The sequence below is a fragment of the Hyphomicrobiales bacterium genome, assembly GCA_017642935.1.
In the GTDB taxonomy this organism is placed as follows: Bacteria; Pseudomonadota; Alphaproteobacteria; order Rhizobiales; family MH13; genus MH13.
The window spans coordinates 422,357-448,203 of sequence record JAEPOK010000001.1; the positions used below are offsets into that span (position 1 = coordinate 422,357).

The 25,847-nt window shown below is 59.0% G+C and carries 24 protein-coding genes; 12 read left to right on the forward strand and 12 right to left on the reverse strand.

What is annotated here, in order from left to right:
* Position 1: 1 nt before the first annotated feature.
* From JJ917_01995 to JJ917_02010, 4 genes are all read right to left on the reverse strand, one after another.
* On the reverse strand, positions 2-1,333 hold the full coding sequence (locus tag JJ917_01995) for a TRAP transporter large permease (protein MBO6697583.1): 1,332 nt from the start codon (positions 1,331-1,333) through the stop codon (positions 2-4).
* Between the two features lie 14 nt (positions 1,334-1,347).
* On the reverse strand, positions 1,348-1,854 hold the full coding sequence (locus JJ917_02000; protein MBO6697584.1) for a TRAP transporter small permease: 507 nt from the start codon (positions 1,852-1,854) through the stop codon (positions 1,348-1,350).
* Positions 1,855-1,988: 134 nt separating this feature from the next.
* The gene (locus JJ917_02005) at positions 1,989-3,131 is read right to left on the reverse strand and encodes a TRAP transporter substrate-binding protein (protein ID MBO6697585.1); all 1,143 of its coding nucleotides are present in this window, start codon (positions 3,129-3,131) and stop codon (positions 1,989-1,991) included.
* A gap of 17 nt (positions 3,132-3,148) precedes the next feature.
* On the reverse strand, positions 3,149-3,340 hold the full coding sequence (locus JJ917_02010; protein ID MBO6697586.1) for a hypothetical protein: 192 nt from the start codon (positions 3,338-3,340) through the stop codon (positions 3,149-3,151).
* 192 nt (positions 3,341-3,532) lie between these two features.
* On the opposite strand from JJ917_02010, the gene JJ917_02015 reads away from it, so the two are divergent.
* Entirely contained in the window at positions 3,533-4,591 is a 1,059-nt protein-coding gene (locus JJ917_02015; GenBank protein MBO6697587.1) for a LacI family DNA-binding transcriptional regulator, read from the forward strand.
* Between the two features lie 18 nt (positions 4,592-4,609).
* Here JJ917_02015 and JJ917_02020 read toward each other — a convergent pair whose 3' ends face one another.
* Positions 4,610-6,517 (reverse strand): AAA family ATPase, encoded by a 1,908-nt coding sequence (locus JJ917_02020; protein MBO6697588.1) that lies wholly within the window; start codon positions 6,515-6,517, stop codon positions 4,610-4,612.
* A gap of 431 nt (positions 6,518-6,948) precedes the next feature.
* Between JJ917_02020 and JJ917_02025 the strand changes: the two genes are divergently transcribed.
* A complete protein-coding gene (locus JJ917_02025) occupies positions 6,949-8,874 on the forward strand; it encodes an acyl CoA:acetate/3-ketoacid CoA transferase (GenBank protein ID MBO6697589.1) in 1,926 nt (641 codons plus the stop codon).
* Between the two features lie 5 nt (positions 8,875-8,879).
* On the opposite strand, the gene mgrA is transcribed toward JJ917_02025, so the two are convergent.
* From mgrA to eda, 3 genes are all read right to left on the reverse strand, one after another.
* Positions 8,880-9,911 carry an L-glyceraldehyde 3-phosphate reductase gene (gene mgrA, locus JJ917_02030; protein ID MBO6697590.1) on the reverse strand — a complete coding sequence of 344 codons (1,032 nt, stop codon included), beginning with the start codon at positions 9,909-9,911 and terminating at the stop codon, positions 8,880-8,882.
* Positions 9,912-9,942: 31 nt separating this feature from the next.
* On the reverse strand, positions 9,943-10,794 hold the full coding sequence (gene cysQ, locus JJ917_02035) for a 3'(2'),5'-bisphosphate nucleotidase CysQ (GenBank protein ID MBO6697591.1): 852 nt from the start codon (positions 10,792-10,794) through the stop codon (positions 9,943-9,945).
* Between the two features lie 95 nt (positions 10,795-10,889).
* On the reverse strand, positions 10,890-11,516 hold the full coding sequence (gene eda / locus JJ917_02040) for a bifunctional 4-hydroxy-2-oxoglutarate aldolase/2-dehydro-3-deoxy-phosphogluconate aldolase (GenBank protein ID MBO6697592.1): 627 nt from the start codon (positions 11,514-11,516) through the stop codon (positions 10,890-10,892).
* 108 nt (positions 11,517-11,624) lie between these two features.
* Between eda and JJ917_02045 the strand changes: the two genes are divergently transcribed.
* Positions 11,625-12,587 (forward strand): sugar kinase, encoded by a 963-nt coding sequence (locus tag JJ917_02045; GenBank protein MBO6697593.1) that lies wholly within the window; start codon positions 11,625-11,627, stop codon positions 12,585-12,587.
* On the opposite strand, the gene JJ917_02050 is transcribed toward JJ917_02045, so the two are convergent.
* Genes JJ917_02050 through JJ917_02065 form a run of 4 tightly spaced genes read right to left on the reverse strand, consistent with a single transcriptional unit; the run spans position 12,553 to position 16,248 of the window.
* A complete protein-coding gene (locus JJ917_02050; GenBank protein ID MBO6697594.1) occupies positions 12,553-13,416 on the reverse strand; it encodes a metal ABC transporter permease in 864 nt (287 codons plus the stop codon). The two genes, JJ917_02045 and JJ917_02050, sit on opposite strands and share 35 nt — an antisense overlap.
* A 2-nt stretch (positions 13,417-13,418) precedes the next feature.
* Positions 13,419-14,315, reverse strand: coding sequence for a metal ABC transporter permease (locus JJ917_02055; GenBank protein MBO6697595.1), 897 nt, complete (start codon positions 14,313-14,315; stop codon positions 13,419-13,421).
* Positions 14,312-15,217, reverse strand: a complete 906-nt coding sequence (locus JJ917_02060; GenBank protein MBO6697596.1) for a manganese/iron ABC transporter ATP-binding protein — start codon at positions 15,215-15,217, stop codon at positions 14,312-14,314. Before JJ917_02060 ends, JJ917_02055 begins: the two co-directional genes overlap by 4 nt.
* A gap of 32 nt (positions 15,218-15,249) precedes the next feature.
* A complete protein-coding gene (locus tag JJ917_02065) occupies positions 15,250-16,248 on the reverse strand; it encodes a metal ABC transporter substrate-binding protein (protein MBO6697597.1) in 999 nt (332 codons plus the stop codon).
* Positions 16,249-16,458: 210 nt separating this feature from the next.
* Here JJ917_02065 and JJ917_02070 point away from each other — a divergent pair, with 210 nt between their 5' ends.
* The 9 genes from JJ917_02070 (at position 16,459) to JJ917_02110 (ending at position 25,837) form a co-directional block, all read left to right on the forward strand.
* The gene (locus JJ917_02070; protein MBO6697598.1) at positions 16,459-17,646 is read left to right on the forward strand and encodes an ROK family transcriptional regulator; all 1,188 of its coding nucleotides are present in this window, start codon (positions 16,459-16,461) and stop codon (positions 17,644-17,646) included.
* A gap of 198 nt (positions 17,647-17,844) precedes the next feature.
* A complete protein-coding gene (locus tag JJ917_02075) occupies positions 17,845-19,095 on the forward strand; it encodes a carbohydrate ABC transporter substrate-binding protein (protein ID MBO6697599.1) in 1,251 nt (416 codons plus the stop codon).
* Between the two features lie 136 nt (positions 19,096-19,231).
* Complete coding sequence (locus JJ917_02080) at positions 19,232-20,110, forward strand: sugar ABC transporter permease (GenBank protein ID MBO6697600.1); 879 nt, start codon at positions 19,232-19,234, stop codon at positions 20,108-20,110.
* On the forward strand, positions 20,091-20,993 hold the full coding sequence (locus JJ917_02085) for a carbohydrate ABC transporter permease (GenBank protein MBO6697601.1): 903 nt from the start codon (positions 20,091-20,093) through the stop codon (positions 20,991-20,993). Before JJ917_02080 ends, JJ917_02085 begins: the two co-directional genes overlap by 20 nt.
* 34 nt (positions 20,994-21,027) lie before the next feature.
* Positions 21,028-22,176 (forward strand): sn-glycerol-3-phosphate ABC transporter ATP-binding protein UgpC, encoded by a 1,149-nt coding sequence (gene ugpC / locus JJ917_02090; GenBank protein ID MBO6697602.1) that lies wholly within the window; start codon positions 21,028-21,030, stop codon positions 22,174-22,176.
* A 2-nt stretch (positions 22,177-22,178) separates the two neighbouring features.
* The gene (locus JJ917_02095) at positions 22,179-23,246 is read left to right on the forward strand and encodes a Gfo/Idh/MocA family oxidoreductase (GenBank protein ID MBO6697603.1); all 1,068 of its coding nucleotides are present in this window, start codon (positions 22,179-22,181) and stop codon (positions 23,244-23,246) included.
* A complete protein-coding gene (locus JJ917_02100; protein MBO6697604.1) occupies positions 23,246-24,067 on the forward strand; it encodes a sugar phosphate isomerase/epimerase in 822 nt (273 codons plus the stop codon). Before JJ917_02095 ends, JJ917_02100 begins: the two co-directional genes overlap by 1 nt.
* Positions 24,064-24,915, forward strand: a complete 852-nt coding sequence (locus tag JJ917_02105) for an alpha/beta hydrolase (protein MBO6697605.1) — start codon at positions 24,064-24,066, stop codon at positions 24,913-24,915. The genes JJ917_02100 and JJ917_02105 overlap by 4 nt, the downstream gene beginning before the upstream one ends.
* Positions 24,908-25,837, forward strand: a complete 930-nt coding sequence (locus JJ917_02110) for an ROK family protein (protein MBO6697606.1) — start codon at positions 24,908-24,910, stop codon at positions 25,835-25,837. Before JJ917_02105 ends, JJ917_02110 begins: the two co-directional genes overlap by 8 nt.
* The last annotated feature ends 10 nt before the right edge of the window (positions 25,838-25,847 follow it).

Here is a 25,847-nt window from a genome sequence, read left to right on the forward strand (position 1 = left end):
CCTATCGGAAATTATCGGGCAGAAGAGACGTGGAGAAGGCCGGGATGTAGGCAATCATCAACGTCACAATCAGCATGAAGAAGACGAAGGGAATGGCGCGGTAGGCGATCTTCAAGATCGACTCGCCGGTTATCCCCGACACCACAAACAGGTTGAGTCCCAAGGGGGGCGTGATGAAGCCCACCCCAAGCGCTGTGATCATCATGATGCAGAACTGGATCTGGTTCATTTCGATCTCTTGCGCGAGCGGCCAGAGGATCGGTGCCAGGATCACAATGTTTGGCGTTGTCTCCATCACGCAGCCAGCTGAGATGAGGATGATCACCATCATCAGGATGAGGATGTACTCGTTCTCGCTGACTGATGTCAGCGCGCCAACAAAGCCTTGCGGCACACCAATGATGGCGAGCGCTTCGGCGAGCGGAATTGAGAAGGCGATGATTGGGAGGATCACACCGTTCACTTTCGCTGAAGAGACCAGCATGGCCGGAAAGTCGGAGAACTTCAGAGTCTTGATGATGAAGCCGATGATGATGGTCACCACCACCGCCACAGCGCCAGCCTCAGTAGGCGTCAAACGACCAGAGAAAATGCCGTAGAAGATGATGCCTGGAACAAGAAAAGCGTACCAACCGGACTTGATGGTTTTCCAAAGGTTCGCAGCCCATTCGCTGGTCGTCATGATGCCGCCACCCTCCCAGAGGTTCAGGCGGTTCATCACGATGTTTGTGACCAGGATGGAGAACAGGATCAGAAGTCCCGGGATCACGGCTGCCAGGAACAATGTGGACACAGCAACACCCAGCACGAGGCCGATAATGATGTAGGCAATAGACGGCGGGATAAGGATGCCGGTACAGGCACCGGCTGCCACCAGCGCGCAGGCATAGGGCCTCGGATAACCACTTTCCACCAGCCGGTCGATGGTCATGCGGCCCACCGCGGCAGCACCAGCAGCATCGGAGCCAGAGATGGCTGCGAACATGCCGCAGACGAGAACCGTGGCAGAGCCAAAGCCACCTTTGGCCCAGCAGGTCAGCGCCTCAGCAACATCCAAGAACTTACGACTGAGCCCCGTTCGCACCAGCACATCGCCGGTGAGGATGAAGAGCGGCACGGCGGTCAGCGCGAAGGCGTCGATACCAGAAAACAGTTTCTCGCCGACAAGGCTGAGAGGAAGCGCCTGCGACCAAACCAACATCAAGATGGTAGCTGATCCGATAGCCGCCCAGACAGGCACGGCCAACGCGACGAGAACAACGAAAAGAATAACGGGAGCGTAAAAGTCCCAGCCAAGGATGAGTTCGGCTGCGCCGAGTTGTTGCCACATCATGATCTGAGCCCTCCCTAATCGAACAATTTGTCGCCTTCGTAGACCGGGCGGCCGTGACGAAGGTCGTTGAGATCACGCAGGAAGGACTGCACGAGGCGGAAAATGACGAGCGCGAAACCGAAGGGCACTGCGAAAAGGAAAAAGTACATGCCGACCCGCAGGCCATGGCTGACCGACTGGAACTTCCAGGAGACGTGTACCGATTCCCAAGACCAGTAGAGAGCGATCAGGGCGACCACAAACATTGCAATGTCGCCGAACATGTACAGCAGTGCTTTGGCGCGCGGGCCGATGTAGTTCATGATCACATCGATGCGAATGTGGCCGCGCTCTTTGACGGCAGCAGCAGCGCCGATCCATGCAAGATAGATGAAGCAGTAGCGCACGATCTCCTCGCCCCAGATGGACGAGTAAGAAAACACCTCGCGGCGCACCACTTCGATGAACATGGTTCCAACGAGCATCACGTAGAACATGAGCAGCAACCACCGCTCACCGTTCTTATCAATTGCCTTGTACAGTGCCGTCATGAGTTCCTCGCGTGCGGCCAAGATGCATCGCGCGCTCAGCGACTGCCGAGCATGCGGGTGCAATGCTTTACGGTGCAGGGGGATGGTGGGTCGGCGCCAACAAAGCGCCGACCGCAGATCTATGCTTAGGCGTCGTGGACGTAGAAGCGTCCGCGCGTTCCAGCTGCCTCTTCCAGACGTGTGAACGTATCCATATCGCCAGCCAGGTCCGTTTTGAACGTGTCCCAGTCGCTATTCTGGTAGCCACCAGCATCCTGCCATTCGGCAAGCTGATCATCGGACAGAGTGTGAAATTCCACGCCGTTCTCAATCAGCTGTGACATGGCGTAGGAGCGCGCCGATGGAACTTTCGAAAGGTTCTGATGCTGGGTCACTTCGCCAGCAAACTCGATACCTTCCTGAACGTCCGCAGGCAGGCTGTTGAACCACTCAAGATTGATGGAGTAGACCTGACTGTCAGGAACTGCCTGAGTGAAGGTCACGTGGCTGAGAATCTCGCCGAAGCCAAACACGTGCAGCGCGCCCACAGATGGGTCAAGCGCATCGGCAACACCCTGACGGATAGCAGAAGGTGTTTCGCCCCATGCCACCGGCGTCGGGTTCGCACCCACCATGCGATAGTACTGCTGAAGCATCGCAGAACCAGGCACACGGAACTTCACGCCCGACAGGTCGCTCGGCGTAATCACCGCATTGCCGCCCTGACGAACAGCCACAACACGTGGATCGATCACGATGTAAAACAGCGCTTTGAAGCCTGATGCTGCGATCTTGGGGTCAACTTCCTGCTTCCATGCGTCGGACGACGTTAGGTTGGTGAAGCGCTGGTTGGAACCGCAGAAGTAAGGCAGGTTGATGAGGTCAACCACGGATGCAAACGGTGCAAAGTTTGCCAGGCTGTGCTGTGCACACTGGATCGTGCCGCCCTGCACAGCCTGCGCCAATGCGCCACCAGCGCCAAGCTGGCCGCCGGGTGCCAAACGCACATAGACCTTGCCGTTCGTCATGTTCTGAACGTTTTCTTTGAGGTCCAGCTGCATGATGGGGTAGCTGCGTGATGCGCCCAGCACATAGGCTGTTGCCAGCGTCATCACGTGGTCAGCGGCGGCTTCGCGCTCGCGCTCTTCAGCAGCTGTCTGCGCCATCGCTTCATCAGAAAGGAGCATGCCGCCAGCGCCGGCAACAACAGCGGCGGTGAAGCCACCTTTGGCAGCAAGGCGCATAAAATTGCGTCGTTCCAGCGACTTGATCTGTTTTGTATCGTTCATCGTGTCCTCCCTAGGGATCAGTCAGTTTTTTCGTTTTTTGATTTCGCCTTAGCCTCGGCGAGGAGGATTGCAGCCGAGAAACTAATCGCGGCGGCAAAAAGCAGCAGCATTTCCTGCACGTTGCTTAGAATGGCTGAACCATCAATCGATCCGGACACAACGTTTCCGACGAAGGCAAGGAACAGCAAGGCGGCGAGTGCAAAGTACATTTTTCTTATCCTTGGGTTGCACCATTACACGTATGTAAGCGCTTTCATTTTGAAATGTAAACCCCTCCAATCCCATTCAGGCGCGGGCCTTCCCTTGCGATGGTGGATTTTCTAAGGTTTGTCCAAGGCTTCGGACCGGCACGTTTGGTTGGTCAGGTTGCGCAGATGGCCGGTGTGCAGGGCCTTGAGGGTATGAGTTTGAAAAAAAACAACGCCAAGCGACCGGCCGACGCGCGTTCGATTCCCACCCTGCAAGATGTTGCCGAGCGCGCTGGGGTGTCCACCGCGACCGTCTCACGGTGTCTGAACTCTCCCGATCTGGTTGTCGATTCAACGCGTGATCGTGTTATGAAGGCAGTGCGCGAGCTTGGTTATGCGCCCAATTACGGTGCGCAAATCCTGGCCGCCAAACGCACCAATACCATCGGCGCTATCATCCCGACGATGGAGAACGCGATCTTCGCGCGCGGCCTTCAGGCCTTTCAGGAAGAACTTGGGCGGCATGGCCAAACGCTGCTGGTGGCGAGCTCAGCCTACCGGCAGGATCTGGAAGCTGAGCAAATCCGCAATCTGGTGGCGCGTGGCGCCGATGCGCTTTTGCTGATCGGCCATGATCGCATGCCAGAGGCCTATGATTTTCTTGACCGGCGTGCGCTGCCTTATTTGGTGGCCTGGACGTTCAATCCCGAGGCTGACCGCCTGTCGATCGGATTCAACAATAGGGTGGCGATGCGCGATTTTGCGTTGGAAGTTCTGCAACGCGGGCATCGGCGCATTGCGATTATCACCGCCGACCCAACCCACAATGACCGAGCGCGTGAGCGCGTGGAGGGGATTGCCGAGGCGCTGGAAAGCTATGACCTCGATCCTGCAACGCTGCAGATCATCGAAACGAATTATTCGATTGAAAACGGTGCGACCGCGTTTCGCCAGCTGATGGAAGGTGATTATCGGCCTACAGCGGTGATGTGCGGCAACGATGTGCTGGCGGTCGGCGCGTTGGATATGGCGCGGCAGATGGGTATCGCTGTGCCAGAGGCTGTCTCCATCACCGGATTTGACGATATCGAACTGGCGCAGATCTCTACACCGCGTCTAACGACAGTCCACGTGCCGCATCGCGAGATGGGTCGGCGTGCCGCCGAAATTCTGATCCGGATGCTGGGCGGCGCCGACCCAGGCCCTAGTACCCAATTGCAGACGCAGATCATGCTGCGCGAGACGCTGGGTCCGGTGAGACTCGGCGCCTGATGGACAACGCTTCTCAGGCTAGTGATCGACGAATGTGAGCGCGCCAAGGACCGGCGGTTGGCGGTGCTGTTCCAGGCGTCGCAGCGCATGGCGTACATCGGTGAGCGGCGTCTGTGCGTAGCGCATCGTCAGGATGGCGACATCGGCGAAAGATAGCAGCGACCTTGCGTCGACAAAGGGTAGGACGGGCGCGCTGTCGATGACGATCAGATCGAACCTCTGTCGTGCGGCTTGCATAAGATCAGCGAAATTTTGACCGGTCACAAGCCTCTCGGGTTGGTCGAGCGGCGGCGATGCGTTGCCGAGGACGTGCAAGCCGGTGAGCGGGTCCTGAAAGGTGAGCGTTTCGATATCATAGAGCGGGGTATGGCCTGTGAGCACGTCGGACAATTGTCCGTCCTTGGCATCGACCTGCCATTGTAGGCGGTCGAACAGTGCCGATTGGCGTAGATCAGTGTCGATAAGCAACGTTGGTTTGCCCGCCAAAGCCACATGCATGGCCAAAGACAGGGCAAGCGTCGACTTGCCTTCGCCGGCATTTGGCGAGGTCATCAGAACACTCAGATGCCCGTCTTCGCCGCGCCAAGACGCAACGGTCAGGCTCAGCCGCCGTACTGCTTCAGAATAGAGGGATACAGGGTCGTTGGTGATCAAGTCCTGCGGCGCGCCGGCATCGAAGCGCGAGACCTGAGGTAGGGTCGCTGCAACTTGGAGGTCCGTTGCCCGCTCGATAGTCTCTGCGTCCATGACGCCGCCGATAAACCGTTCACGAACCGCACCAACGCCGACGCCAACGGCAAGCCCGGCTAACAGCCCGAGCATCGTCGCAATCGGTACCGGTATGCGATTGTCGGATAAAGGCGGCATGGCCGGTGATAAGATGCGTGCGCCTAGTGCCTGGTCGTGGGAAAGAAGCTGCGCATCCTGCCATCGCTCGACTGCATCGCGGTAAAGCCCGCGCGTTAATTCAGCCTGTTCAGTCAACCGTCGCAGTGCATGCGCGACGCTGGGCGCCAGGCCGCCAGTATCGAGAAAATCTTGCAACTGATCGCGTGCATCGATCGTTGCCGTTTCGAGGGCCAGAAGGCGTTCATCGATTTGCGTTCGTCGCGTCTCCAGAGCGTCGCGGCGATTGTCTGCACCATCGCTCGACGCAGCGACGCTGGCTGCAGTGACTGAGCCTGTGTAACCGGCAACCACAAGCTCAGTTTGTCGCAAGGTTTCGGTCAGGCCGGCGCGCTCGACGAACAAGGCCTGTCTTTCGTCGGCCAACTGACCAAGGACCGCTGCAACCGCACTTTTTTGCTCGGCACTAACCCCGTCTTGTGACGCAAGGTTGGCCGCAGCCGCGGCAAGCAACATGTCGTCGATCCGCCCTTCCAGGGCGCGCAGCTCCACCGCAAGGTCGGCGACCCGGGCGGCAAGCGCTGTCTGCGTCCGTCGGGTGGAGTGGGCATCGGCATCTGAACGTACGGTCAGATAGGCGGTGGCAATCCCGTTGGCGAGCCGAGAGGCTTGGACAGGCGAGGGGTTGCTGACCGTAATGCCGATGACAAAGGTATCGCCGCGGCGCGCGATTGTGGTCTGGTCGGCCAGACGCTCAACAAGCCGTGTTTCTTGTTGCTGCGTGTCGGCTGACGCCGGCGATGCGCGTAATAACCGATCGGCAAGTTGCTGTAGGAGGCCAGGCGGACCGGATAGATCGGCGCGGATGAGGTCCATCTCGCGCACTGCCCTGCGCAGGGTTGTATCAGACCGAAGAAGTTCCACCTCGCTGTTGACGAATCCTTCAACCACAACCGTCAATCCGATCGGTGACTGCCGCTCATTTGAGGGCGTTGCGGAAGTATCGACATGAACAAGCGCTGTTGCTGTGTACTGTGGCGTTGCGAGAAAAGCTGATGCCATCGCACCCAAGCTAACCACCACTCCGCATGTGACAATTGTTTTTACATTGCGCGTGATAAGTCGGCGAAATTTATTATGAAATTTTGTTCTCCTTGAAGAATAAATGTTCGATGAATGTCGTTGATTTGGTGAAAACATTGATCAATCCACCTAATCTTACGTTACGTTAATCATGCTAGTATTCAATAATTGCTTTTCTTAATACTGCCGTATCCTTCGCGCTAATAGCGAACCCTTCTTATGGACAGTAGGGTTTTTGCTTATGCTTTGGTCGTGCACGCCTCTTCACTCGGCAGCGTCTGTCGAAAGGGTCACCCCTGGGCTGCGACCATTGGTTGGCCGTACAGGCGCTGACCTTTGTTTTGGCACGTTTTCGGATGGGAAAGCGGTATCCACACTCGCCAAAAACCCTCTAGGATGGCGGAAAAAACAATCCGGGAGGGGCTGCCGTGAAGGACAAAATTCTCTCAGCATCCGACGCTGCGGCCTTGGTCCGCGACGGGGATACGATCACCACATCGGGCTTTGTTGGGATCGGCGTGCCGGAGGCCCTTTTGGGCGCTCTGGAAACGCGGTTCATTGAGACGGCGGCACCACGCGATTTGACGCTTTTCTTCGCCGCAGGGCAGGGGGATGGCAAAGATCGCGGCCTGAACCATCTCGGCCATCCAGGGCTTCTCAAGCGTGTGGTTGGTGGTCATTGGGGGCTCATCCCCAAGGTTGGACGGCTCGCAATCGACGGGCTAATTGAAGCCTACAATTTGCCTCAAGGGGTGGTCAGCCATCTCTACCGCGACATCGCCGCCGGTAAGCCGGGAACACTGACCCATGTTGGCCTCGGAACTTTTGTCGATCCGCGCGTGGAAGGCGGTAAGATCAACGCCAACACGCGTGACGACTTGGTCAGTCTGATGCAAGTTGGCGGCAAGGAGTTTCTCTTCTACCAAGCCTTCCCGATTGACGTAGCCTTGCTGCGCGGATCGACTGCTGATCCGGCAGGCAATATCTCCATGGAGCGCGAGGCGCTCGTCATTGATGGTCTGGCGCAAGCGATGGCAGTGCGCAATTCTGGCGGCGTGGTCATCGTGCAGGTGGAACGCATTGCAGCGCGCGGGAGTCTGAGCCCGCGCGAGGTTCAGATACCGGCCGCTCTCGTCGATGCGGTGGTGGTGGCCGAGCCGCAGGACCATATGCAGACCTTTGCGACTGCCTATTCGCACCTGTTTGCCGGACGGTTCCGCGCGCCACCTGGCGCAGCGCCCGCCATGGACCTCAGTCCACGCAAGATCATTGCCAGGCGGGCGGCCTTCGAGCTCCCGGTCAATGGTGTGGTGAACCTTGGCATTGGCATGCCGGAAGGCGTTGCTGCTGTGGCAGCCGAAGAAGGCTTGCTTGAGCATGTAACGCTGACGGCTGAACCGGGCGTCATGGGCGGACAGCCTGCATCCGGGCTCGATTTTGGTGCGGCGATCAATACCGATGCCATCCTGCCCCAGCATCAGCAGTTTGATTTCTATGATGGCGGCGGCCTCGATCTGGCCGTTCTCGGCATGGCGGAGGTCGATGCGGTCGGCAATGTCAACGTCTCACGGTTTGGACCACGGCTTGCCGGGGCTGGCGGCTTCATCAATATCAGCCAGAATGCACGCCAGGTCGTGTTCACCGGAACCTTCACAGCCGGCGGACTTGAGGTGGATGTTGGTGGCGGGCAAATCTCGATCGCCACCGAAGGCAGGGCCCGGAAGTTCCTGCAACAGGTTCAGCAGGTGACCTTTTCTGGCGAACGCGCGGCCGATCTCGGCACGCCGGTGCTGTTCGTGACGGAGCGCTGCGTTTTCCAACTCACCAAGGATGGCTTGTACCTGGCGGAGGTCGCGCCGGGTATCGATGTGCAGGCTGATATTCTTGATCAGATGGGGTTCGCTCCCATTGTCGACCGGCCCGACTTGATGGATGCCCGCCTGTTCGCCACCGAGCCGATGGGTCTTCGCATCGATTTGCTGCATCTCGATCTGGAAGATCGCATTGCCCTGGATGCCGCCACCAACCGGCTCTTCATCAATTTTGAGAAGCTGCGCATTCGCTCAGCCGAGGATGTGGAGCAGATCGCCGCGCGTGTCGAAACCCTGCTAGGTTCGCACGACCGCGCTGTTGACGTGATCGTCAATTATGATGGCACTCGGATTGATGAAGACATCGCCGAGGACTATGCGGCGATGGTCGCCGATCTGGAAGATCGCTTCTATGCTCGTGTTACGCGTTATTCCTCCTCAGCCTTTATGCGGCTGAAGCTTGGCCAGACGCTGACCCGCGCGCCGCACATCTTCGAAACGGCTGAGGAGGCGCGGCGGTTCTTGGAGCAAGGTGAAGAGTGATGGCGTCAGACGCCCTCTGAGGACTGTTCCCAGAGGTTGATGTCGGCGTCATGGGCAAATTGGTCGATCTCGGCCAGTTCGTCCTCGGAGAATTCCATATTGCCGACCACGCCAACGCAATCTTCGATCTGCGAGGGTTTGGACGCGCCGATGAGTGCCGTCGTGATGCCGCCCTCTCGCAACACCCATGCAATCGCCATCTGGGCCAAGGTCTGGCCGCGCTTTTCGGCGATGGCGTTCAGGCCTCGGATGGACGCCAGTGTTGCGTCCGATAGGACGCCCGCATCGAGGGATTTATCCTGCGCTGCGCGGCTGCCTTCGGGGATGCCGCCCAGATATTTCTTGGTCAGTAGACCCTGGGCAAGGGGCGTGAAGGCAATCGAGCCGACACCAAGCTCTTTCAGGGTGTCTTTCAAACCGTCACGTTCCAGCCAGCGGTTGAACAAATTGTAGCTTGGCTGGTGGATAAGGCAGGGCGTGCCAAGCTCTTCCAGGATGGCGACGGCCTCGCGCGTGCGCTGCGAGTTGTAGGAGGAAATGCCTGCGTAGAGCGCCTTGCCGGAGCGCACGATCTGGTCGAGCGCGCCCATGGTTTCTTCCAGCGGCGTGTTCGGGTCGAAACGGTGGGAATAGAAGATATCGACATAGTCGAGGCCCATGCGCTTCAGGCTCTGGTCGCAGGACGAGATCAGATATTTACGGGTGCCCCATTCGCCATAGGGGCCAGGCCACATCAGATAGCCGGCCTTGGAGGAAATAATCAGCTCATCGCGATAGCCGGCAAAGTCTGTGCGCAGTATCTCGCCAAAGGCTTCCTCGGCGCTGCCGGGAGGTGGTCCATAATTGTTGGCAAGATCGAAATGGGTGATGCCATGGTCGAACGCGGTCCGGCAGAGATCGCGCTTCACCTGATGTGGCGTGTCATGACCGAAATTGTGCCACAGCCCGAGCGAGATCACTGGCAGTTGCAGGCCGGATGCGCCGCAGCGGCGATAAACCATGCGGTCGTAGCGATCTGCGGCGGGTGTGTAGGTCATGGTCAGTTTCTTTCTGTTGCGCTCGCGTCGGTCAGCCATTCTTGTCCGTTCGGTCTTTCAATTTCTCGCAACCCCAGGCGGTGAAGGCGCCGTTTCGCCAGCCTTCTGGTCCGAAGCGCACCCGCATGGGTTCATCCTGTTCGTTGAGCACAACGCCGCCGGCGGCTTGCAATACGGCGATGCCGGCAGCCGTGTCCCACACCATGGTCGGTCCAAAGCGCGGATAGACGTCGGCTTTGCCTTCGGCGACCAAGCAGAATTTTAGGGCCGAGCCAATGGCGGTGGTGTTGCAACCGCTCATCTTCCCCAAAAAGGCTTCGGTCTTCGGGTCGCGGTGCGAGCGGCTGGCAACCGCGCGAATGGGCGTATCCGGGTCGGGGCAGGTGTTGATGGCGTGGATGTCGTCTCGGTCCACGGCATCGCCAGGGTGGACCTTGGCGGCGAAGGCTGTGTCGCCAGCAAGCCACATTTTGTCATGGGCAGGCGCATAAACGACGCCGACGATGGGCACACCGTGTTCGACAAGCGCTATGTTGACGGAAAACTCGCCGTTCTTCTCGACAAATTCGCGTGTGCCATCAAGCGGATCGACGACGAAGAACAGATCGCCCAGCGCGTCTGGGTCAACGGTTTCAGCGCTTTCCTCAGATAGGACGGGGATGTCTGGCGCCAGGTCACGCAGCCCGTTGGCAACGATCTCGTCGGCGGCAAGATCGGCCTGGGTCAGCGGTGACCCGTCCTCTTTGCCGATGACTTCAAATCCGTCCGCGTAGATGGCCATCACCGCGCGCCCGGCTTGCGAAGCTAGATTGGCCAGAGCTAGCGCCAGAGCATTGCGATCTTGCGTCCAGTCGGTCGAGCGAGGCTGTGTGCCGGTGGCCATGGTTTGTCCGGGCGGAAAGGTTCGAGTCGAACGGTAGGCCCAAAGGTCGGCTGGTGTCCACAGCGTCAGAGGGCTGGCTCAGCACATGGCTTTTCTCAGAGACTGGCGCAAGCCTGGCGAGCGAGGTCTGTGATACGATTCCAGTCCTTGGCGGCAATGGCCTCTTTCGGTGTCAGCCAAGTGCCCCCGACCGCAAAGATGTTCGGCTCCGCCAATGTCTCTGATGCGGTTTCGGCTTTGATACCGCCGGTTGGACAGACCTTCATGTCGGGCATCACCGCATAGATCGCCTTGGCCATGGCTGTTCCGCCAGCCAGCGAAGCTGGAAAGAGCTTCACATCGTTCAATCCTTGATCGCGACAGGCCATAACCTCGGAGATCGTCTGACAGCCTGGAAGATGAGGGATCGGGGACTTTGCAACTGCTTCTAAAAGGCGCGGCGAAAGCCCCGGGCTGACGGTGAAATGCACGCCGGCATCCAGGCAGGTCTGAAGATCGTCCGGTGCTAACAAGGTCCCGACACCGACAAGCATCTCCGATCGCGCCTCGGCGATCCGCCGGGCCGCTGGAAGGCCAGCTGGGGTGCGCAAGGTCATTTCAATGCTCGTCAAGCCGCCTTCCAATAGAGCGTCAGCAAGCGGAAGCGCGTCGTCAGCATCCTCCACGACAACCACCGGGATGATGGGAGGGGTGGGGGCGTTGTCACTTAGACGCGGTGCCATTCTGCATTCCTGCTTGTTTGCCTTGAGGCGGGTTGGGGCGGCATAGCCGGTTGCACGCGACAACGGCAAGGGCTTTGCGCGGCGCCGGTCGGCTTGTAAGGCAAGGGCATGACCTTTCAAGACCCCTTTGCTTCGCTCGCCGACCCTGGCCGATCTTTGCGCGTTGCGACGCTCGGCGAGTGTATGATTGAACTTTCCGACCTTGGCGCCAGCGACGGACGCGTCGCGATGGGCGTTGCCGGGGACACGCTGAATTTTGCCATCTACCTCGCGCGTTGTTGCCGGTGGGCCAACATCGAGGTCAGCTATCTGACGGCGCTTGGCGATGATCAGTTGTCGGATCGGATGATTGCCGCCATGCGGGAGGAACAGGTCGCGTCGGACGATGTGGTGCGCCTAAAGGGCAAACTGCCTGGCATCTATGCGATTGAGCTGGATGAAGCTGGTGAGCGCTCGTTTCGCTATTGGCGCTCGCAATCAGCCGCGAAAAGCATGTTCGGTGAGGAAGGGCTGAGCAATGAGACCATCGAAAGCTTCGACGTTTTTGCCCTGTCGGCGATCTCGCTTGCGATCCTACCGAAGGATGCGCGCAAGCGTCTGATTGATGTTTGTGGGCGGATGAAAGCCGCTGGCAAGGTCGTCGTGTTTGACAGCAATTATCGACCGGCGCTCTGGTCCAGCGAGGATGAGGCGCGAGAGGTGATCAGTGCCATGTGGGCAGCGACCAGTGTCGGCCTTCCTTCGCGCGATGATGAAGCCAAGCTTTGGCCAGGGGAAACGCCCGAGCAGCTATTTGCCCGGCTCAATGTGCCCGAAGTCGCCCTGAAAGACGGCGCAGGCGGGCCTTGGCTCTTCACCGGCGCGGCTTTGCCAAGGGCGGATTATCCTGCGGCTGATCAGGTCGTTGATACGACATCAGCGGGTGACTCATTTAACGCGGGCTATTTGTCCGCGCGCTTGCAAGGCAAGCTGCCAGAGGATGCAGCGATGGTGGGCCACAGGCTGGCCAGCGCAGTTATCGGCGAAAAAGGCGCGATTATTCCGCCGGCTGCGATGCCGAATCTGAGATAATGGCAGGCGCCCGCCGGTTGGGTTTCAACGTTTTCGCGACGAAAACCACGAGGAAGGCGGCCGTCAGCATTAGGATGATCGTTGGCGCCGGGGCGGAATCGATCCAGAAACTGGCGTAAATCCCCGCAAAGCTCGCGATCAAAGTCACGCCGACAGCGACCAGCATCATGCTGGCGAGGCGGCGCGTGACAAGGAAGGCGATCGCGCCCGGCGCAATCAGCAGACCGATGGCAAGGATGATGCCAACCGAGCTCAAGGTGGCCACGATGGTCAGTGAAAGCGCTGAAAGAAGCCCATAGTGCAACACCTTTGTCGGCAGACCGATGGTGCGTGCCTGAGCGGGGTCAAAAGCGTGCAGCATAAGATCGCGCCAGAAAAAAGCGATGCCAAGGGTGACGATCAGAGAAATCGAGCCCGTGACCCAGAGGTCTTGCGTGCCGATCCCGAGCATATTGCCGAACAGTATATGGTCCAGATGCATGCTGGTTGTGATGGACGCATAGATGACCAGCCCCAGCCCGAACATGCCGGAGAAAACGACGCCCAAGATGGTGTCCTGTTTGACCCGCGAGTTGTCCGATAAATAGCCGGTGGCGATGGAGCAGATTATGCCAGCGATGAACGCGCCGACCAAAAGCGGGATGCCGATCAGGTAAGCCAGGACGATGCCGGGTAGCACCGCATGAGCAAGTGCGTCGCCCATCAGCGACCAGCCCTTGAGCACCAAAAAACTGGACAGCAAGGCCGTCGGCACTGCCAAGATCGCGGCAACCAGAAAAGCCTTTTGCATGAAGCCAAACTGAAAGGGTAGAAGCAGCGCGTCTATCATGGCTAATGCCCCACAATAGGCGTCGCCAATGGTTGGGCCTCACCGCCTTGACGTTCGAGGACCTCACGGCTTCGGCGTCTGTTGGCAAGCAGGCCATGCTTGGGAGCCCAAACAAAGGCGGCCAGAAACAGCAGCGTCTGCAGGACGACGATTACGCCGCCAGTCGCACCGTCCAAGAAATAGCTGATGTAAGCGCCGACGAAGCAGGTGCTCGCGCCCAACACGACCGAAATGACCAACAATCGGGGAAAACGGTCGGTCAGCAGATAGGCCGTGGCGCCGGGCGTGACGACCATCGCGATCACGAGAAAAGCGCCGACCGTCTGTAGGGCGGCGACTGTGGCAGCCGACAGCAGCACGAAGAAGATGAAACGCAGGCGCACCGGGTTGAGGCCGATGGTACGGGCGTGGGTCTCATCGAAAAAGACCGCCATCAGGTCTTTCCATTTGGCGAGCAAAACCGCCAGGCAAACAAACCCGATGATCGCCAACTGGAGCGTGTCGCCCGGCGTGATCGCAAGGATGTTGCCCATGATGATGGTTTGCACGTCGATGGGCGTTGGCGAGACCGACACCATGAAGAGGCCGAGCCCGAAGAAGGACGTAAAGACCAGGCCGATGATCGTGTCTTGTTTCAAGCCGGTGCGTTGTCCGAGAAACTGCATGGCGCCTGCGGCCAGCCCACCGGCCAAGAATGCGCCAAAAGCAAAGGGCAGACCGAGCATGTAAGCACCAGCGATGCCGGGCACGATGGCATGGGAAAGGGCATTGCCGATGAGCGACCAGCCTTTCAGCATCAGATAGGCGGACAGAAACGCGCAGACCGCACCCACCAAGGCCGAGACCCACATGGCGTTGAGCATGTAATTGTAGGTGAAGGGCTCAGCGAGAACGCTCATGATGGCTTCTCTTCGCCGATGTCATTTTCTGATTCTGGCTGCGGCGTGTTGGTGCGGGTCTTGTCGTCGTAAATGACGACCGGGCGCTCATCATCGGTGAGGATGGTCACTTGGCGGGCATCGTCGTCATCGTGCAGATCATCGCCGCCTAGTACGAAGTGGCGTAGCACGCCGCCAAAAGCGTTGGACAGATTGTCGTGGGTGAAGGTGGTTTCCGTCGGCCCGTAGCAAAGCACCGTGCCCTTGATCAGGACCACGCGGTCGCAAAACTCCGGCACCGAGCCGAGATTGTGGGTGGAAACCAGCATCACACGGCCCTCATCGCGCAGCTCTTTCATCAGCGTGATGATCGCTTCCTCTGTCTGCACATCGACGCCGGTGAAGGGTTCATCGAGTAGGATCACTTGGCCGTTTTGGGCGAGAGCACGGGCAAGGAAAACGCGCTTGCGTTGGCCGCCGGAAAGCTCGCCGATCTGGCGGTGACGATACTCTTCCATGCCGACGCGGGCGAGGGCGCTGTTCACCGCTTGATGATCGTTCTTGCTGGGAATGCGCAGCATGTTCATGTGGCCATAGCGGCCCATCATCACCACATCTTCTACAAGAACCGGGAAACTCCAATCGACCTCTTCGGCCTGCGGAACATACGCCACCAACCCTTTCTTCAGGGCCTCCGCAACCGATTGGCCGAGTATGGAAATGGTGCCGCCATCAAGTGGCAAAAAGCCCATCAGGGCCTTAAAGAGGGTGGACTTGCCGGCGCCGTTGACGCCGACAAGTGCTGTGATCGTGTGGGTTGGAACCTCGAACGAGGCGTCGTGCAAGGCGGTCACGCCATTGCGGTAGGTCACGGTAACGCGGCTCGCCTCCACCCCTTTGGTGTCGGGGCGAGCCGCGGTGATATCGTCAGGTTCGAAGGGTTCGGTCGTTAGGCTCAATTGATGTTCCCTGTGAGGCCTTCAGCCACCGTGCGCGCCGTGACGGTGAGAAGATCAAGATAGGTTGGGACAGGGCCGTCGGCTTCCGACAGGCTGTCGACGTAAAGCACGCCGCCATAGGCCACACCGGTTTCGCGGGCGACTTGTTGAGCAGGATCAGTGTTGACCGTGCTTTCGCAGAAGACGACCGGGATGTCTTCGGCCCGCACCGTGTCGATCACGCGGCGCACCTGTTGCGGTGTGCCGACGGCATCGGCGTTCATGGGCCAGAGATAGAGCTCGCTCATTTCAAAGTCGCGGGCAAGATAGGAGAAAGCGCCTTCGCAGGTCACCAGCCAGCGTTGGTCTTCGGGAATGGTGAGCACTGCTTCGCGCAGCGGCGCAATCGTTTCCTCGATCTGACCTTTGTAGGCCGTGGCATTGGCGGCGTAGATGTCCGCGTTGGCCGGATCGGCGTCGCTTAAGGCGCGCTGGATGTTATCGACATAGATCAGCGCGTTTTCCAAGCCCATCCAGGCATGGGGATTGGTCTGGCCTTCATAGGAGCCGGACGCGATGGCAATCGGGTCAATGCCTTCGGTCAGCGTTGCCGAGGGGACCTCGCCGAGATTGTCCAGAAACTGTTCGAACCACAGCTCCAGATTGAGACCGTTCCACAAGATGAGGTCGGCATCGAGTGCGCGGCGAATGTCGCCCGGCGTCGGCTGATAGCCGTGAATCTCGGCGCCAGGACGGGTCACTGAGACGACATCAGCGGCGTCACCGGCGACGTTTTGTGCCATGTCAGCCAACACCGTGAAGGTCGTCACGACCTTCAGCCTTTCATCGGCCTGGACATAACTGGTGGTGTAAAGCAGCGCCACAGCGATGCCGAACACGGTCGTGAAAAACGCGGTGCTCTTACGCACCCGACTTTTGCGCACCTGCGGCAGGTGCGAGGGCTGGGTCTGGGATAGATCGGTCGATGCAGTGCGGGCGGCACCAGGCTGGTCCATCGGAGGGCTCCTTCAAGCAAGTCTAGTTTTGAATGATTATGAGAATGATTTGCAAGAACTAATCTAGTTGCGAACGATTTGCAACTGGTGCGACGGCATGTCTCGCAGGTCAGCAGTGGGTTTGGCTGACCGTCTTGCAAAGTGTGGTTTCGGAACGAAGCCTCAGGAGAGGGCTATACAGTTGCGCCGAATTTTGCTCGGTTTGCTCGTATGGCCACGCCCAACCTTCTGCGGACGATCAACGAGACCCGCGTTTTGAATCTGCTTTTCCAGCGCGGGCCGCATTCGCGCGCCGATATTGCCCGTGAACTTCAGGTCACCCGATCGACGGCCTCGGCGCTGGTGGCCGGTTTGGTGGAGCGCGGGCTGCTTCTGGAAACCGAAGAAACGGCCGATGTGGAGCGGATCGGTCGACCAGGCTTTGTGGTAAAGCTCAATCCTGGCGCGCGTACCTATATCGGCGTCGATATCGCGGTTTCGGAGCTGCGCATTGTCGCCTTGGACATGAAAGCCAACGTTATAGCCTCGCTGACGGTGCCTTACACCGATCCAGCAACGCCCGACTATGTCGTTGGCCTTGTGCGGCCGGCGGTCGAAAAATTGTTGGCCGACAACGGGTTGGAATTTTCAGCGGTCGAGGGGCTGGGTGTCGCCATTCCCGGTTTGGTGGAAACCGATGGCGTGATCGTGTTCGCGCCTATTCTCAATTGGCGCAACGTCGATATCAAAGGCATGATCGAGCAGGCCTTTGACGTCCCGATCAACCTATACTTCGACAATGACGCTAACGCCTGCGCGGTGTCTGAAGGCTATCGGGCGCAGACCGGCGCGTCAGGCACGCTGGCGTACTTTCTGATGGACAGCGGCGTTGGCCTGGGCATCCTGCATCAGGGGCAGGTCTTTCGCGGCCAAGAGGGGGTGGCCGGTGAGATCGGCCATGCGCGGTTCTTCGGCGGCTTCAGCGATGATGTGGATTTTGCGGCGACGCCGACCTTCGAGGATACGGTTGGCCGGGAAGGGGTGTTGCGCATGTGCGCCCGCCATCAGGTGCCTGCGACCTCGATCCGGGATTTTGTTGATCTGGCGCAGGCCGGCGACCCCGGCGCTCGACGGGTTTACGAGATCTGGGCGCGGTGTCTGGCGGTGGGTGTTGCCAACCTTTGCGTCATCCTCAATCCCGAAGAAATCGTGTTCGGCGGCAAGACTGCGGCTTTGTTTGCTATTGATCCAAAGCGGGTCCACGATGAGACCAATCGGCACCTGCGGTTTATGTTCAAGACGCCGGTTTTGCGCTCCAGCGCTTTGGGCGTGCTTGCCGCCAGCGTTGGTATGGCCAGCGTGATGCATCGGCAGAGTTTTGCGGTTTCAGCCAATACCGACGGCGCGCTAAGCGCCTGATTTTTAAGGACTACTGAAATAAGTTCCGACCAGGCAAGGCTTGCCGGTTGACAGGTGCTGACTTTGTTTGCACTCTGAACAAACTCGGAGAAATCGGTTTCGGAGCTGGAGCGTCTTTGCCTCACTCTGGCGACCGGGCCAAGAAAAAACCAAAAACCTGCGGCGTGACCGAGCGCGCCTGTCTAGGGATGGAAAAACATGAAAAAATTGCTCGCATCGTCCGTATGCGTGGCCGCACTTGCGGTTGGCGCAACCGCTCCGGCTCAGGCTGAGGGCGTGGAGGTTTTGCACTGGTGGACGTCCGGTGGTGAAGCTGCCGCCGTGCAGGTTCTCAAAGACTCGCTCGAAGCCGAAGGCTATTCGTGGGAAGACATGGCCGTGGCCGGCGGCGGCGGTGACGCTGCCCGCACCACACTGCGTGCTCGCGTTGTCGCTGGTGATCCGCCGACCGCTGCTCAGTTGCTTGGCATGCAGGTTACCGAATGGGCGCAGGAAGGTTTCCTCGGCAACCTCAACGATGTCGCCGATGCCGGTGGCTGGAATGATGTTGTGCCCGCCGCGATCCAGCAGTTCGGCACTTATGACGGTGAGTGGGTAGCCGCTCCGGTGAACGTGCACCGCCCGAACTGGTTGTGGATGAACCGCGAAGTGTTCGAATCCAACAATCTGGACGTTCCGACCACTTGGGATGAGTTCAACGCTGTGGCTGAACAGCTGCAGGATCTGGGGATCATCCCGTTGGCGCACGGCGGTCAGCCTTGGCAGGACGCAACCATCTTTGATGATGTCGTGCTTGGCATTGGCGGCCCTGACTTCTACCAGGCCGCGATCATCGATCTGGATGAAGATGCGCTGTCTTCGGACACCATGGTTGCCGTCTTCGACCAGATGCGCACCATTCGCGGGTTCGTGGATGACAACATGTCCGGGCGTGACTGGAACCTTGCCAGTGCCATGGTTGTGCGCGGTGAAGCCGCAATGCAGCTGATGGGCGACTGGGCAAAAGGTGAGTTCATTGCTGCTGGTCTGACACCGGGCGATGAAATCATGTGCACCACGGCACCGGGCACTGAAGGTGCGTTCCTCTTCAACACCGACTTCTTCGCGATGTTCGATGTTGACGCGGCCGATGCTGAAGCGCAGCAGGCACTTGCTGCCGGTATCCTTGATCCAGGCTTCCAGGAAGCCTTCAACCTGGTGAAGGGTTCGATCCCGGCACGCACCGATGTCTCTCCTGACAACTTCGATGCTTGTGGCCAGCAGTCGATCTCCGACATGGCGGCCGCCGCTGAAGCGGGAACGCTGATGGGCTCGATGGCCCATGGTCACGCGCAGCCAAGCTCGATCCAGGGCGCTATGGTTGACACCGTCACCCAGCACTTCAACTCCGACATGTCTTCCCAGGAAGCTGTCGAAGCGCTGGTAACCGCGATCAACGCTGCGCGCTAAGTAAAGCGCGTTCTATCAAGCCCTGCCGCAGGTAGTTATCCTGCGGCAGGGTATTTGTTGCGCCTGATCCCCTCTAAGGCGTCCGCTTCACCCTTTCTGGTGGCGCTTCCAGTGCCCCCTAGCGGAGACCTGCCCGATGCAGCGCCTTCTCGCCCGCCTCATGCCTGTTGCGGTGTTGTCGCCGACGATCATTCTGACAACGATCTTTATCTACGGGTTCATCCTTTTCTCGGTGATCTTGTCGTTCACCGGATCGCGCATGTTCCCGCGCTTCAACTTTGTCGGCTTTGATCAGTACACCCGCCTGTTCGCCAATCCACGTTGGGAGGTGGCAGTGGAGAATATGCTGATCTTCGGCATTCTCTACATCTTGCTCTCAACGCTCATCGGTCTGACGCTGGCGATTTTGCTTGACCAGAAAATACGCAATGAAGGCGTGCTGCGCACGATCTACCTCTACCCGATGGCCATCTCGTTCATCGTCACCGGCGTGATCTGGCAGTGGATCCTCAACCCTGGCCTCGGCATCCAAACGTTTATGCGCAATTTGGGGTTTGAGAATTTCACCTTCGATTGGCTCGTCCAGAATGATTTGGCCATTTACTGCGTTGTTATTGCAGGGGTTTGGCAGGTTTCCGGATACATCATGGCGCTGTTCCTCGCCGGGCTGCGCGGCATCAATACCGATATCGTGAACGCCGCCAAGATCGATGGTGCAAAGACATGGCAGACCTATCGCTATGTGATCCTGCCGGAGCTGCGGCCCATGTTCCTGACAGCTTTTGTTGTCCAGGCGCATCTAGCGATTAAGAGCTACGATCTGGTGGTCGCTCTTACGAAGGGCGGACCGGGGTTTGCCACCGAGCTGCCCTCGACCTTCATGTATTCCACCACCTTCACCCGCAATGAGATGGGGCTTGGTGCGGCCAGCGCCGTGATCATGCTCTGCACCATTGCCGCGGTCGTTGTCCCCTACCTTTACTCGGAGATTCGCAATGAGCGTCGCAGCGCTTGAGCCGTCGTCCGTCGCGGACGACAAGGTGGACTGGGGTGCACGGTTTAGCCGGATCGCGGTCTATGGAGTTTTGATCTTCGCGGCGCTGGTGTTCCTGGTGCCGTTGATGTCGATGGTCTTCACCAGCCTAAAGGACATGGACGAAATCCGGGGGGGAAATCTGCTGGCGCCACCGGCTGATCTGACTGTTGCCCCATGGCTGAAGGCGTGGAGCGAGGCTTGCATCTCTGTTCAATGCGATGGGTTGGCGCCCTATTTCATCAACTCTTTGCTGATCGTTGTGCCGGCTGTTCTGATCTCCGTCGCGCTGGGTGCGCTCAACGGTTACGTGCTTACCATGTGGCGCTTTCCGGGTGCCGACTGGGTATTTGGTGCGCTGCTTTTCGGTTGCTTCATTCCCTTCCAGATCGTGCTCATCCCGATGGCGCGCATGCTTGGGATCATGGGCATAGCCGGGTCGATACCCGGCGTTGTGTTCGTCCACGTGGTCTATGGCATTGGCTTCACGACGCTGTTTTTCCGGAACTACTACGCCTCGGTTCCCAAGGAGCTTGTGAAAGCGGCAAGCGTTGATGGCGCTGGCTTTTGGGGCACCTGGTGGCACATCTTGATGCCGATCTCCTGGCCCATCGTGACCGTTGCCGTGATCTGGCAGTTCACCGGCGTTTGGAACGACTTCCTGTTTGGCGTGTCGTTCTCCTCCGGCAACAGCCAGCCGGTGACCGTGGCGCTGAACAATCTGGTGAACACCTCCACCGGCGTCAAAGAATACAATGTGGATATGGCGGGCGCGATGATCTCCGCTTTTCCAACTCTCTTCGTTTACATCGTGGCGGGGCGCTTCTTCCTGCGCGGCCTGATGTCTGGCGCCGTCAAAGGCTAGGGACGCGACCCTAGGGCCGAAAAGGATACTCACAATGACCACGCTTGCTGTTCAGGACATCAAGAAAAACTTTGGCCCGACGGAGGTGCTCAAAGACATCGACATGGAGATCGGCACCGGCGATTTTTTGGTGCTGGTCGGCCCATCGGGCTGCGGCAAGTCCACACTGCTCAACATCATTGCCGGGTTGGAAAACCAAACCTCCGGCAAAGTGGTGATTGCCGGGCGCGATGTTTCCAATTTGCAGCCCAAGGAGAGGGACATTGCGATGGTGTTCCAGTCCTATGCGCTCTACCCCTCGATGACTGTCGAACGGAACATCGGCTTCTCGCTGGAAATGGCCGGCGTCGACAAAGCCAAGCGGATGGAGCGCATCCGAGAAGTCGCCGAGCTTTTGAAAATCACCGACCTGTTAAACCGTCGCCCGAGCCAGCTTTCCGGCGGTCAGCGTCAGCGCGTTGCCATGGGCCGCGCTTTGGTGCGCGAGCCGCAAGTGTTTCTGTTCGACGAGCCACTATCGAATTTGGACGCCAAGCTGCGCGTGGACATGCGTGTTGAGATCAAAAAACTGCACCAACGCCTTGGCGCGACGATCGTTTATGTGACCCACGATCAGATCGAAGCCATGACGATGGCGACAAAAATCGCCGTCATGAAGGGCGGTATTATCCAACAATTTGGTGCGCCCAAGGATATCTATGACCGCCCGTCCAACACGTTTGTTGCAACCTTTATGGGTTCGCCGGCGATGAACCTTCTCACCGGCACCATCAAGAAGGATGGTGCTGGTTGGGTTATAGATCACGGAACAGAGAAGGTAGCCGTGCCGCGCCATGTGGATGTTTCTGGCTTGCGCGAAGGCCAGGACGTTCTACTTGGCATCCGTCCTGAAGGGGTGCATTTGGCATCAGAAGTCGCGCACGACAACCGTATCGATCAGGGCTGGGAATTCGAGCGCACTGTTGATGTCACCGAACCAACGGGTCCGGCAACACTCGCCCTCTTTGAGGTTGATGGCACCGAGTTTCACGCATCGCTTTCCGGCGATGCAGACGTGGAAGCAGGTAAGAGCTACCGGTTCAAAGCCGATCTTTCCAAAGCCCTTTTGTTCGACGCGTTGAGTGAACAACGCATTGCGCATGTGGACGAAACACGTGCGCCAGAAGAGACGCAAGCGGCCTAGACATGAGCGATCAATCCCCCTTCCGGATCGGTGTTCTCGGCGCCGGGCCGATCGCCCAGTTCGGCCATTTTGAGGCCTGCGCCAAAGCCAGCAACGCCGAGCTTTACGCGATCTGCGACGTGGCCGAGGACCTTGCCGAGCGTATGGCGGTGACCCACGACGCGGGCCAAGTGTTCACCGACTACGATGCGATGCTCGCTGATCCGGATCTGGATGGCGTGATTATCGCGACGTCTGATCCGTTCCATGTGCCGATGTCGATCAAGGCGCTCGAAGCGGGCAAGGCGGTCCTCAGCGAAAAGCCTCTCGGCATCAGCGTGGAAGACGTGTTGGAGCTCGAAGCGGCTGTTGAGCGGACGGGCGGCTATTTGCAAGTCGGCCACATGAAGCGTTTTGATCCTGGGATCGAGGCGGCCAAGACCTTCATCGACGAGAAGTTGGGAGAGGTTCTGGCGCTGAAGGCCTGGTACTGCGACTCGACCCACCGCTACACCAACACCGACGCGGTGCAGCCGCTACCGGTGCGTTCGGCCAACGCCAAGAAACCGGCAGGCGATCCCAAGGCCGACAAGCAGAGCTATTTCATGCTCGCGCACGGGTCGCATCTTGTTGATTTGATGCGTCATTTGGCTGGTGAGATCACCAGCGTTTCAGCGCGACTGTCGGAAAAGTTCGGCGCCTATTGCTGGTTTGTCGATGTGGAGTTTGCCAATGGCACGCTAGGTCATATGGACCTCACCGTGGCCGTGCGCATGGACTGGCACGAGGGCTTCCAGATGTATGGCGAGCACGGCGCCATTCTCGCGAAAACCTATAACCCTTGGTACTACCGCTCCTCCGAAGTCGATATTTTCGATGAACCGACCGCCAGCACCACACGCGTGCTTGGGGCCGATGGACACTTTTTCCGCCGCCAGGTGGAAGGGTTTGCGCGGGGCGCGCGTGGGGAAAAAACGCAAGCCGCTGACATTGTTGATGGCGTGCAAAGCGTGAAGGTTATGGCAGCGATCCGCCAGTCGGTGGCAAGCGGTCAACCGGTCGATGTGGCCAGCGCGAGCGGAGCGGTCTGATGCAGATCGGGATCTTCGCCAAGACGTTCCCCGGCAGCGATCCTGATACGGTTCTGGCTGCGGTCAACGCGGCCGGTTTTGTCGCGACTCAATACAATTGGTCGTGCTCTGGTCTGGCCTCTGTTCCAGACGAAATCCCAACTCGTCTGGAACAAAATGTCTTAGTCGCGACAAAGACTCACGATCTCGACATGGTTGCCGTGTCGGGCACGGTGAACCTCATCCACCCGGATTTGGAGGTGCGCCAGAGCGGCATCGACAATCTCAAAACCGTGATCCGCTCTGCCCCGGCCATCGGCGCGCCGGTGGTGACGCTCTGCACCGGGTCACGCAATGCGGAGGATCAGTGGGCCGATCATGCCGACAATCACAGCGAGGAGGCCTGGGCTGATCTTCTCACCGCCATTGAGCAGCTTGTGCCGGTCGCTGAAGAAGCTGGCCTCAAGCTAGGCGTCGAGCCAGAATTGGCCAATGTTATCAACAGCGCCGAGGCCGCCAAGCGGCTTATCGATGAGCTTCAAAGTGACGCGCTTACCATCGTCTTTGATCCTGCCAATTTGTTTGAAATCGCCTCGCTGGACGAGCAGCAGCACATCGTCGCCGAAGGCTTGGAACGGCTCGCAGGCTACATCGGCATGGCCCATGCCAAAGACCGCACCGAGGATGGCGATTTCACTGCCGCGGGGCAGGGGGTTCTGGATTACCCGTTCTTTCTAGGTCGTTTGCGGGACGTTGGCTTCGATGGGCCGCTGGTCACCCATGGGTTGTCGGCGGACGAAGCACCAGGGGTTGCCACGTTCCTGAAGGAGCAATTGGCATGATGCGCAGCTTCGATCATGACGGGCTGTCGCTGTCCTTCCGCGATGAGGGGGCTGGCCCGGTGCTTCTCTTCCAGCACGGGCTCGGTGCAAACGCAGATCAACCCTTTGAAATTATGAGCGATCTCGATGGCTTCCGGCGCATCACACTGGAGTGTCGAGGACATGGCGGCAGTCATCTCGGGGCTGCTGAGGACCTATCGATTGCCACCTTTGCCGACGACCTGTTGGCGCTGATGGACCATCTGGAAATTGCCCGCGCCCAGGTCGGTGGCATCTCCATGGGCGCAGCCATCACAACGCGGTTTGCAGTTCTCAATCCATTGCGCGCCCAGTCGCTATGCATCGCCCGCCCTGCCTGGTTCGATCGTGCGGCGCCAGACAACATGGCGATCTTTGCCGTCGCATCAGCCTTTCTTGAAGCTCATGGGGTTGAAGAGGGCCGGGCGCAATTCGAAGCCTCAGCACCTTTCAAAGTACTCTTGGAGGCTTCGCCTGACAATGCGGCGTCTCTTCTCGGTCAGTTTGACCGGGCCGATCCGCTGTCGACGCAATTGCTGCTTTCGCGGTTGGCCGTTGATGGCCCCGGTATCTCGTTTGCCGATTATCACGCGCTGCGCTTGCCGGTGCAGGTGATCGGCCATGGGCTTGATGCGGTTCATCCCTGGTCGATGGCGCAAGCAATTGCCGATGCCGTTCCAGGCGCGCAGCTTGTTGAAATCACGGCAAAAAGCACCAGCAAAGAGCGGTATTTGAGCGAGTTTTCATCGTCGCTGCAACAGTTTGTATCAGGCGTTGAGGCCTCGGAAAGTGCCACCTCCAACCCGGTGTTGGGGCACCAGCATGGCTAGCGCCGAGACGATCTTGGTGGCCGATGTCGGCGGTACGTCGATGAAGCTCGGCGCCGTTGTCAACGGTGCCCCGTCATCCTACAGCCAGCGGGTTTCCTCTCGCGAGTTGCGCTGCGCTGACCCGCTGGGCGCGCTGGAAGATGTCTTTCGCAGCTTTGCCGATGCCCATGGCCTTGCCTTCGATGCCGTGGTGATGACGGTTCCCGGATTTGTTGATCGCGACTTTGATCACGTGCTCTTTGCAGCCAACTTGCCGGAATTCAATGGACTGCCGTTGGCGTCGGGTCTGGTTCAACGTCTTGGCTTGCCGGTGGTATTGGAACGGGATGCTGTGCTGCTCCTTCAGGGCGAGCAGGCCAAAGGTGTTGCGCAAGGTTGCAGCAGCGTGCTCGGCATTTTCTTTGGCACCGGCGTTGGTGCTGCCTTGATCGAGGATGGCAAGGTTTTTCGCGGCGCCGGTTGGGCGCTGGAAATCGGGCACATGCCGATCCACGGCGATGCCGAACCGCTTGATGGGTTGAAGGCCGACAGTCTGGAAGTCTACGCGTCGGGCCGCCGGCTGAACCAACTGGCGACGACCTATGGCGTGCCCGTGGATGCGCTTTTTGAGCAAGAAGGTTCGCCCGCGCTCAGCGCCGATCTTGAAACGTTCGTGCGGGATCAGGCCTTTGCCACCGCGTCGAGCCTGCTCATGCTTTGCCCAGAGACGCTTGTGCTCGGCGGTGGGGTGTTGGAGATGCGTGGCTATCCGCGCGATGCACTGGTGGCGCAAATTCGCGAGCGCGCGAGCCTTCCGCCGCACAGGCATCTGGACATTCGTTTTGCCACCCGTGGTTGGCGCGCGGTTCTGGATGCTGCGCCACATTTGGTTACCGAACGGGGCGAACGCATTTCTCACGACGCGCTGCATGCGCATGCCTGAAGGAACCCAT

What these genes read in the sequence shown, in the direction of transcription:
- JJ917_01995 (MBO6697583.1), bottom strand. Translation starts at nt 1,333, where the DNA reads ATGATGTGGCAACAACTCGGCGCAGCCGAACTCATCCTTGGCTGGGAC.
- JJ917_02005 (MBO6697585.1), bottom strand. Translation starts at nt 3,131, where the DNA reads ATGAACGATACAAAACAGATCAAGTCGCTGGAACGACGCAATTTTATG.
- JJ917_02010 (MBO6697586.1), bottom strand. Translation starts at nt 3,340, where the DNA reads ATGTACTTTGCACTCGCCGCCTTGCTGTTCCTTGCCTTCGTCGGAAAC.
- JJ917_02015 (MBO6697587.1), top strand. Translation starts at nt 3,533, where the DNA reads ATGAGTTTGAAAAAAAACAACGCCAAGCGACCGGCCGACGCGCGTTCG.
- mgrA (MBO6697590.1), bottom strand. Translation starts at nt 9,911, where the DNA reads ATGACCTACACACCCGCCGCAGATCGCTACGACCGCATGGTTTATCGC.
- cysQ (MBO6697591.1), bottom strand. Translation starts at nt 10,794, where the DNA reads ATGGCCACCGGCACACAGCCTCGCTCGACCGACTGGACGCAAGATCGC.
- eda (MBO6697592.1), bottom strand. Translation starts at nt 11,516, where the DNA reads ATGGCACCGCGTCTAAGTGACAACGCCCCCACCCCTCCCATCATCCCG.
- JJ917_02045 (MBO6697593.1), top strand. Translation starts at nt 11,625, where the DNA reads ATGACCTTTCAAGACCCCTTTGCTTCGCTCGCCGACCCTGGCCGATCT.
- JJ917_02050 (MBO6697594.1), bottom strand. Translation starts at nt 13,416, where the DNA reads ATGATAGACGCGCTGCTTCTACCCTTTCAGTTTGGCTTCATGCAAAAG.
- JJ917_02055 (MBO6697595.1), bottom strand. Translation starts at nt 14,315, where the DNA reads ATGAGCGTTCTCGCTGAGCCCTTCACCTACAATTACATGCTCAACGCC.
- JJ917_02065 (MBO6697597.1), bottom strand. Translation starts at nt 16,248, where the DNA reads ATGGACCAGCCTGGTGCCGCCCGCACTGCATCGACCGATCTATCCCAG.
- JJ917_02070 (MBO6697598.1), top strand. Translation starts at nt 16,459, where the DNA reads ATGGCCACGCCCAACCTTCTGCGGACGATCAACGAGACCCGCGTTTTG.
- JJ917_02075 (MBO6697599.1), top strand. Translation starts at nt 17,845, where the DNA reads ATGAAAAAATTGCTCGCATCGTCCGTATGCGTGGCCGCACTTGCGGTT.
- JJ917_02080 (MBO6697600.1), top strand. Translation starts at nt 19,232, where the DNA reads ATGCAGCGCCTTCTCGCCCGCCTCATGCCTGTTGCGGTGTTGTCGCCG.
- JJ917_02085 (MBO6697601.1), top strand. Translation starts at nt 20,091, where the DNA reads ATGAGCGTCGCAGCGCTTGAGCCGTCGTCCGTCGCGGACGACAAGGTG.
- ugpC (MBO6697602.1), top strand. Translation starts at nt 21,028, where the DNA reads ATGACCACGCTTGCTGTTCAGGACATCAAGAAAAACTTTGGCCCGACG.
- JJ917_02095 (MBO6697603.1), top strand. Translation starts at nt 22,179, where the DNA reads ATGAGCGATCAATCCCCCTTCCGGATCGGTGTTCTCGGCGCCGGGCCG.
- JJ917_02100 (MBO6697604.1), top strand. Translation starts at nt 23,246, where the DNA reads ATGCAGATCGGGATCTTCGCCAAGACGTTCCCCGGCAGCGATCCTGAT.
- JJ917_02105 (MBO6697605.1), top strand. Translation starts at nt 24,064, where the DNA reads ATGATGCGCAGCTTCGATCATGACGGGCTGTCGCTGTCCTTCCGCGAT.
- JJ917_02110 (MBO6697606.1), top strand. Translation starts at nt 24,908, where the DNA reads ATGGCTAGCGCCGAGACGATCTTGGTGGCCGATGTCGGCGGTACGTCG.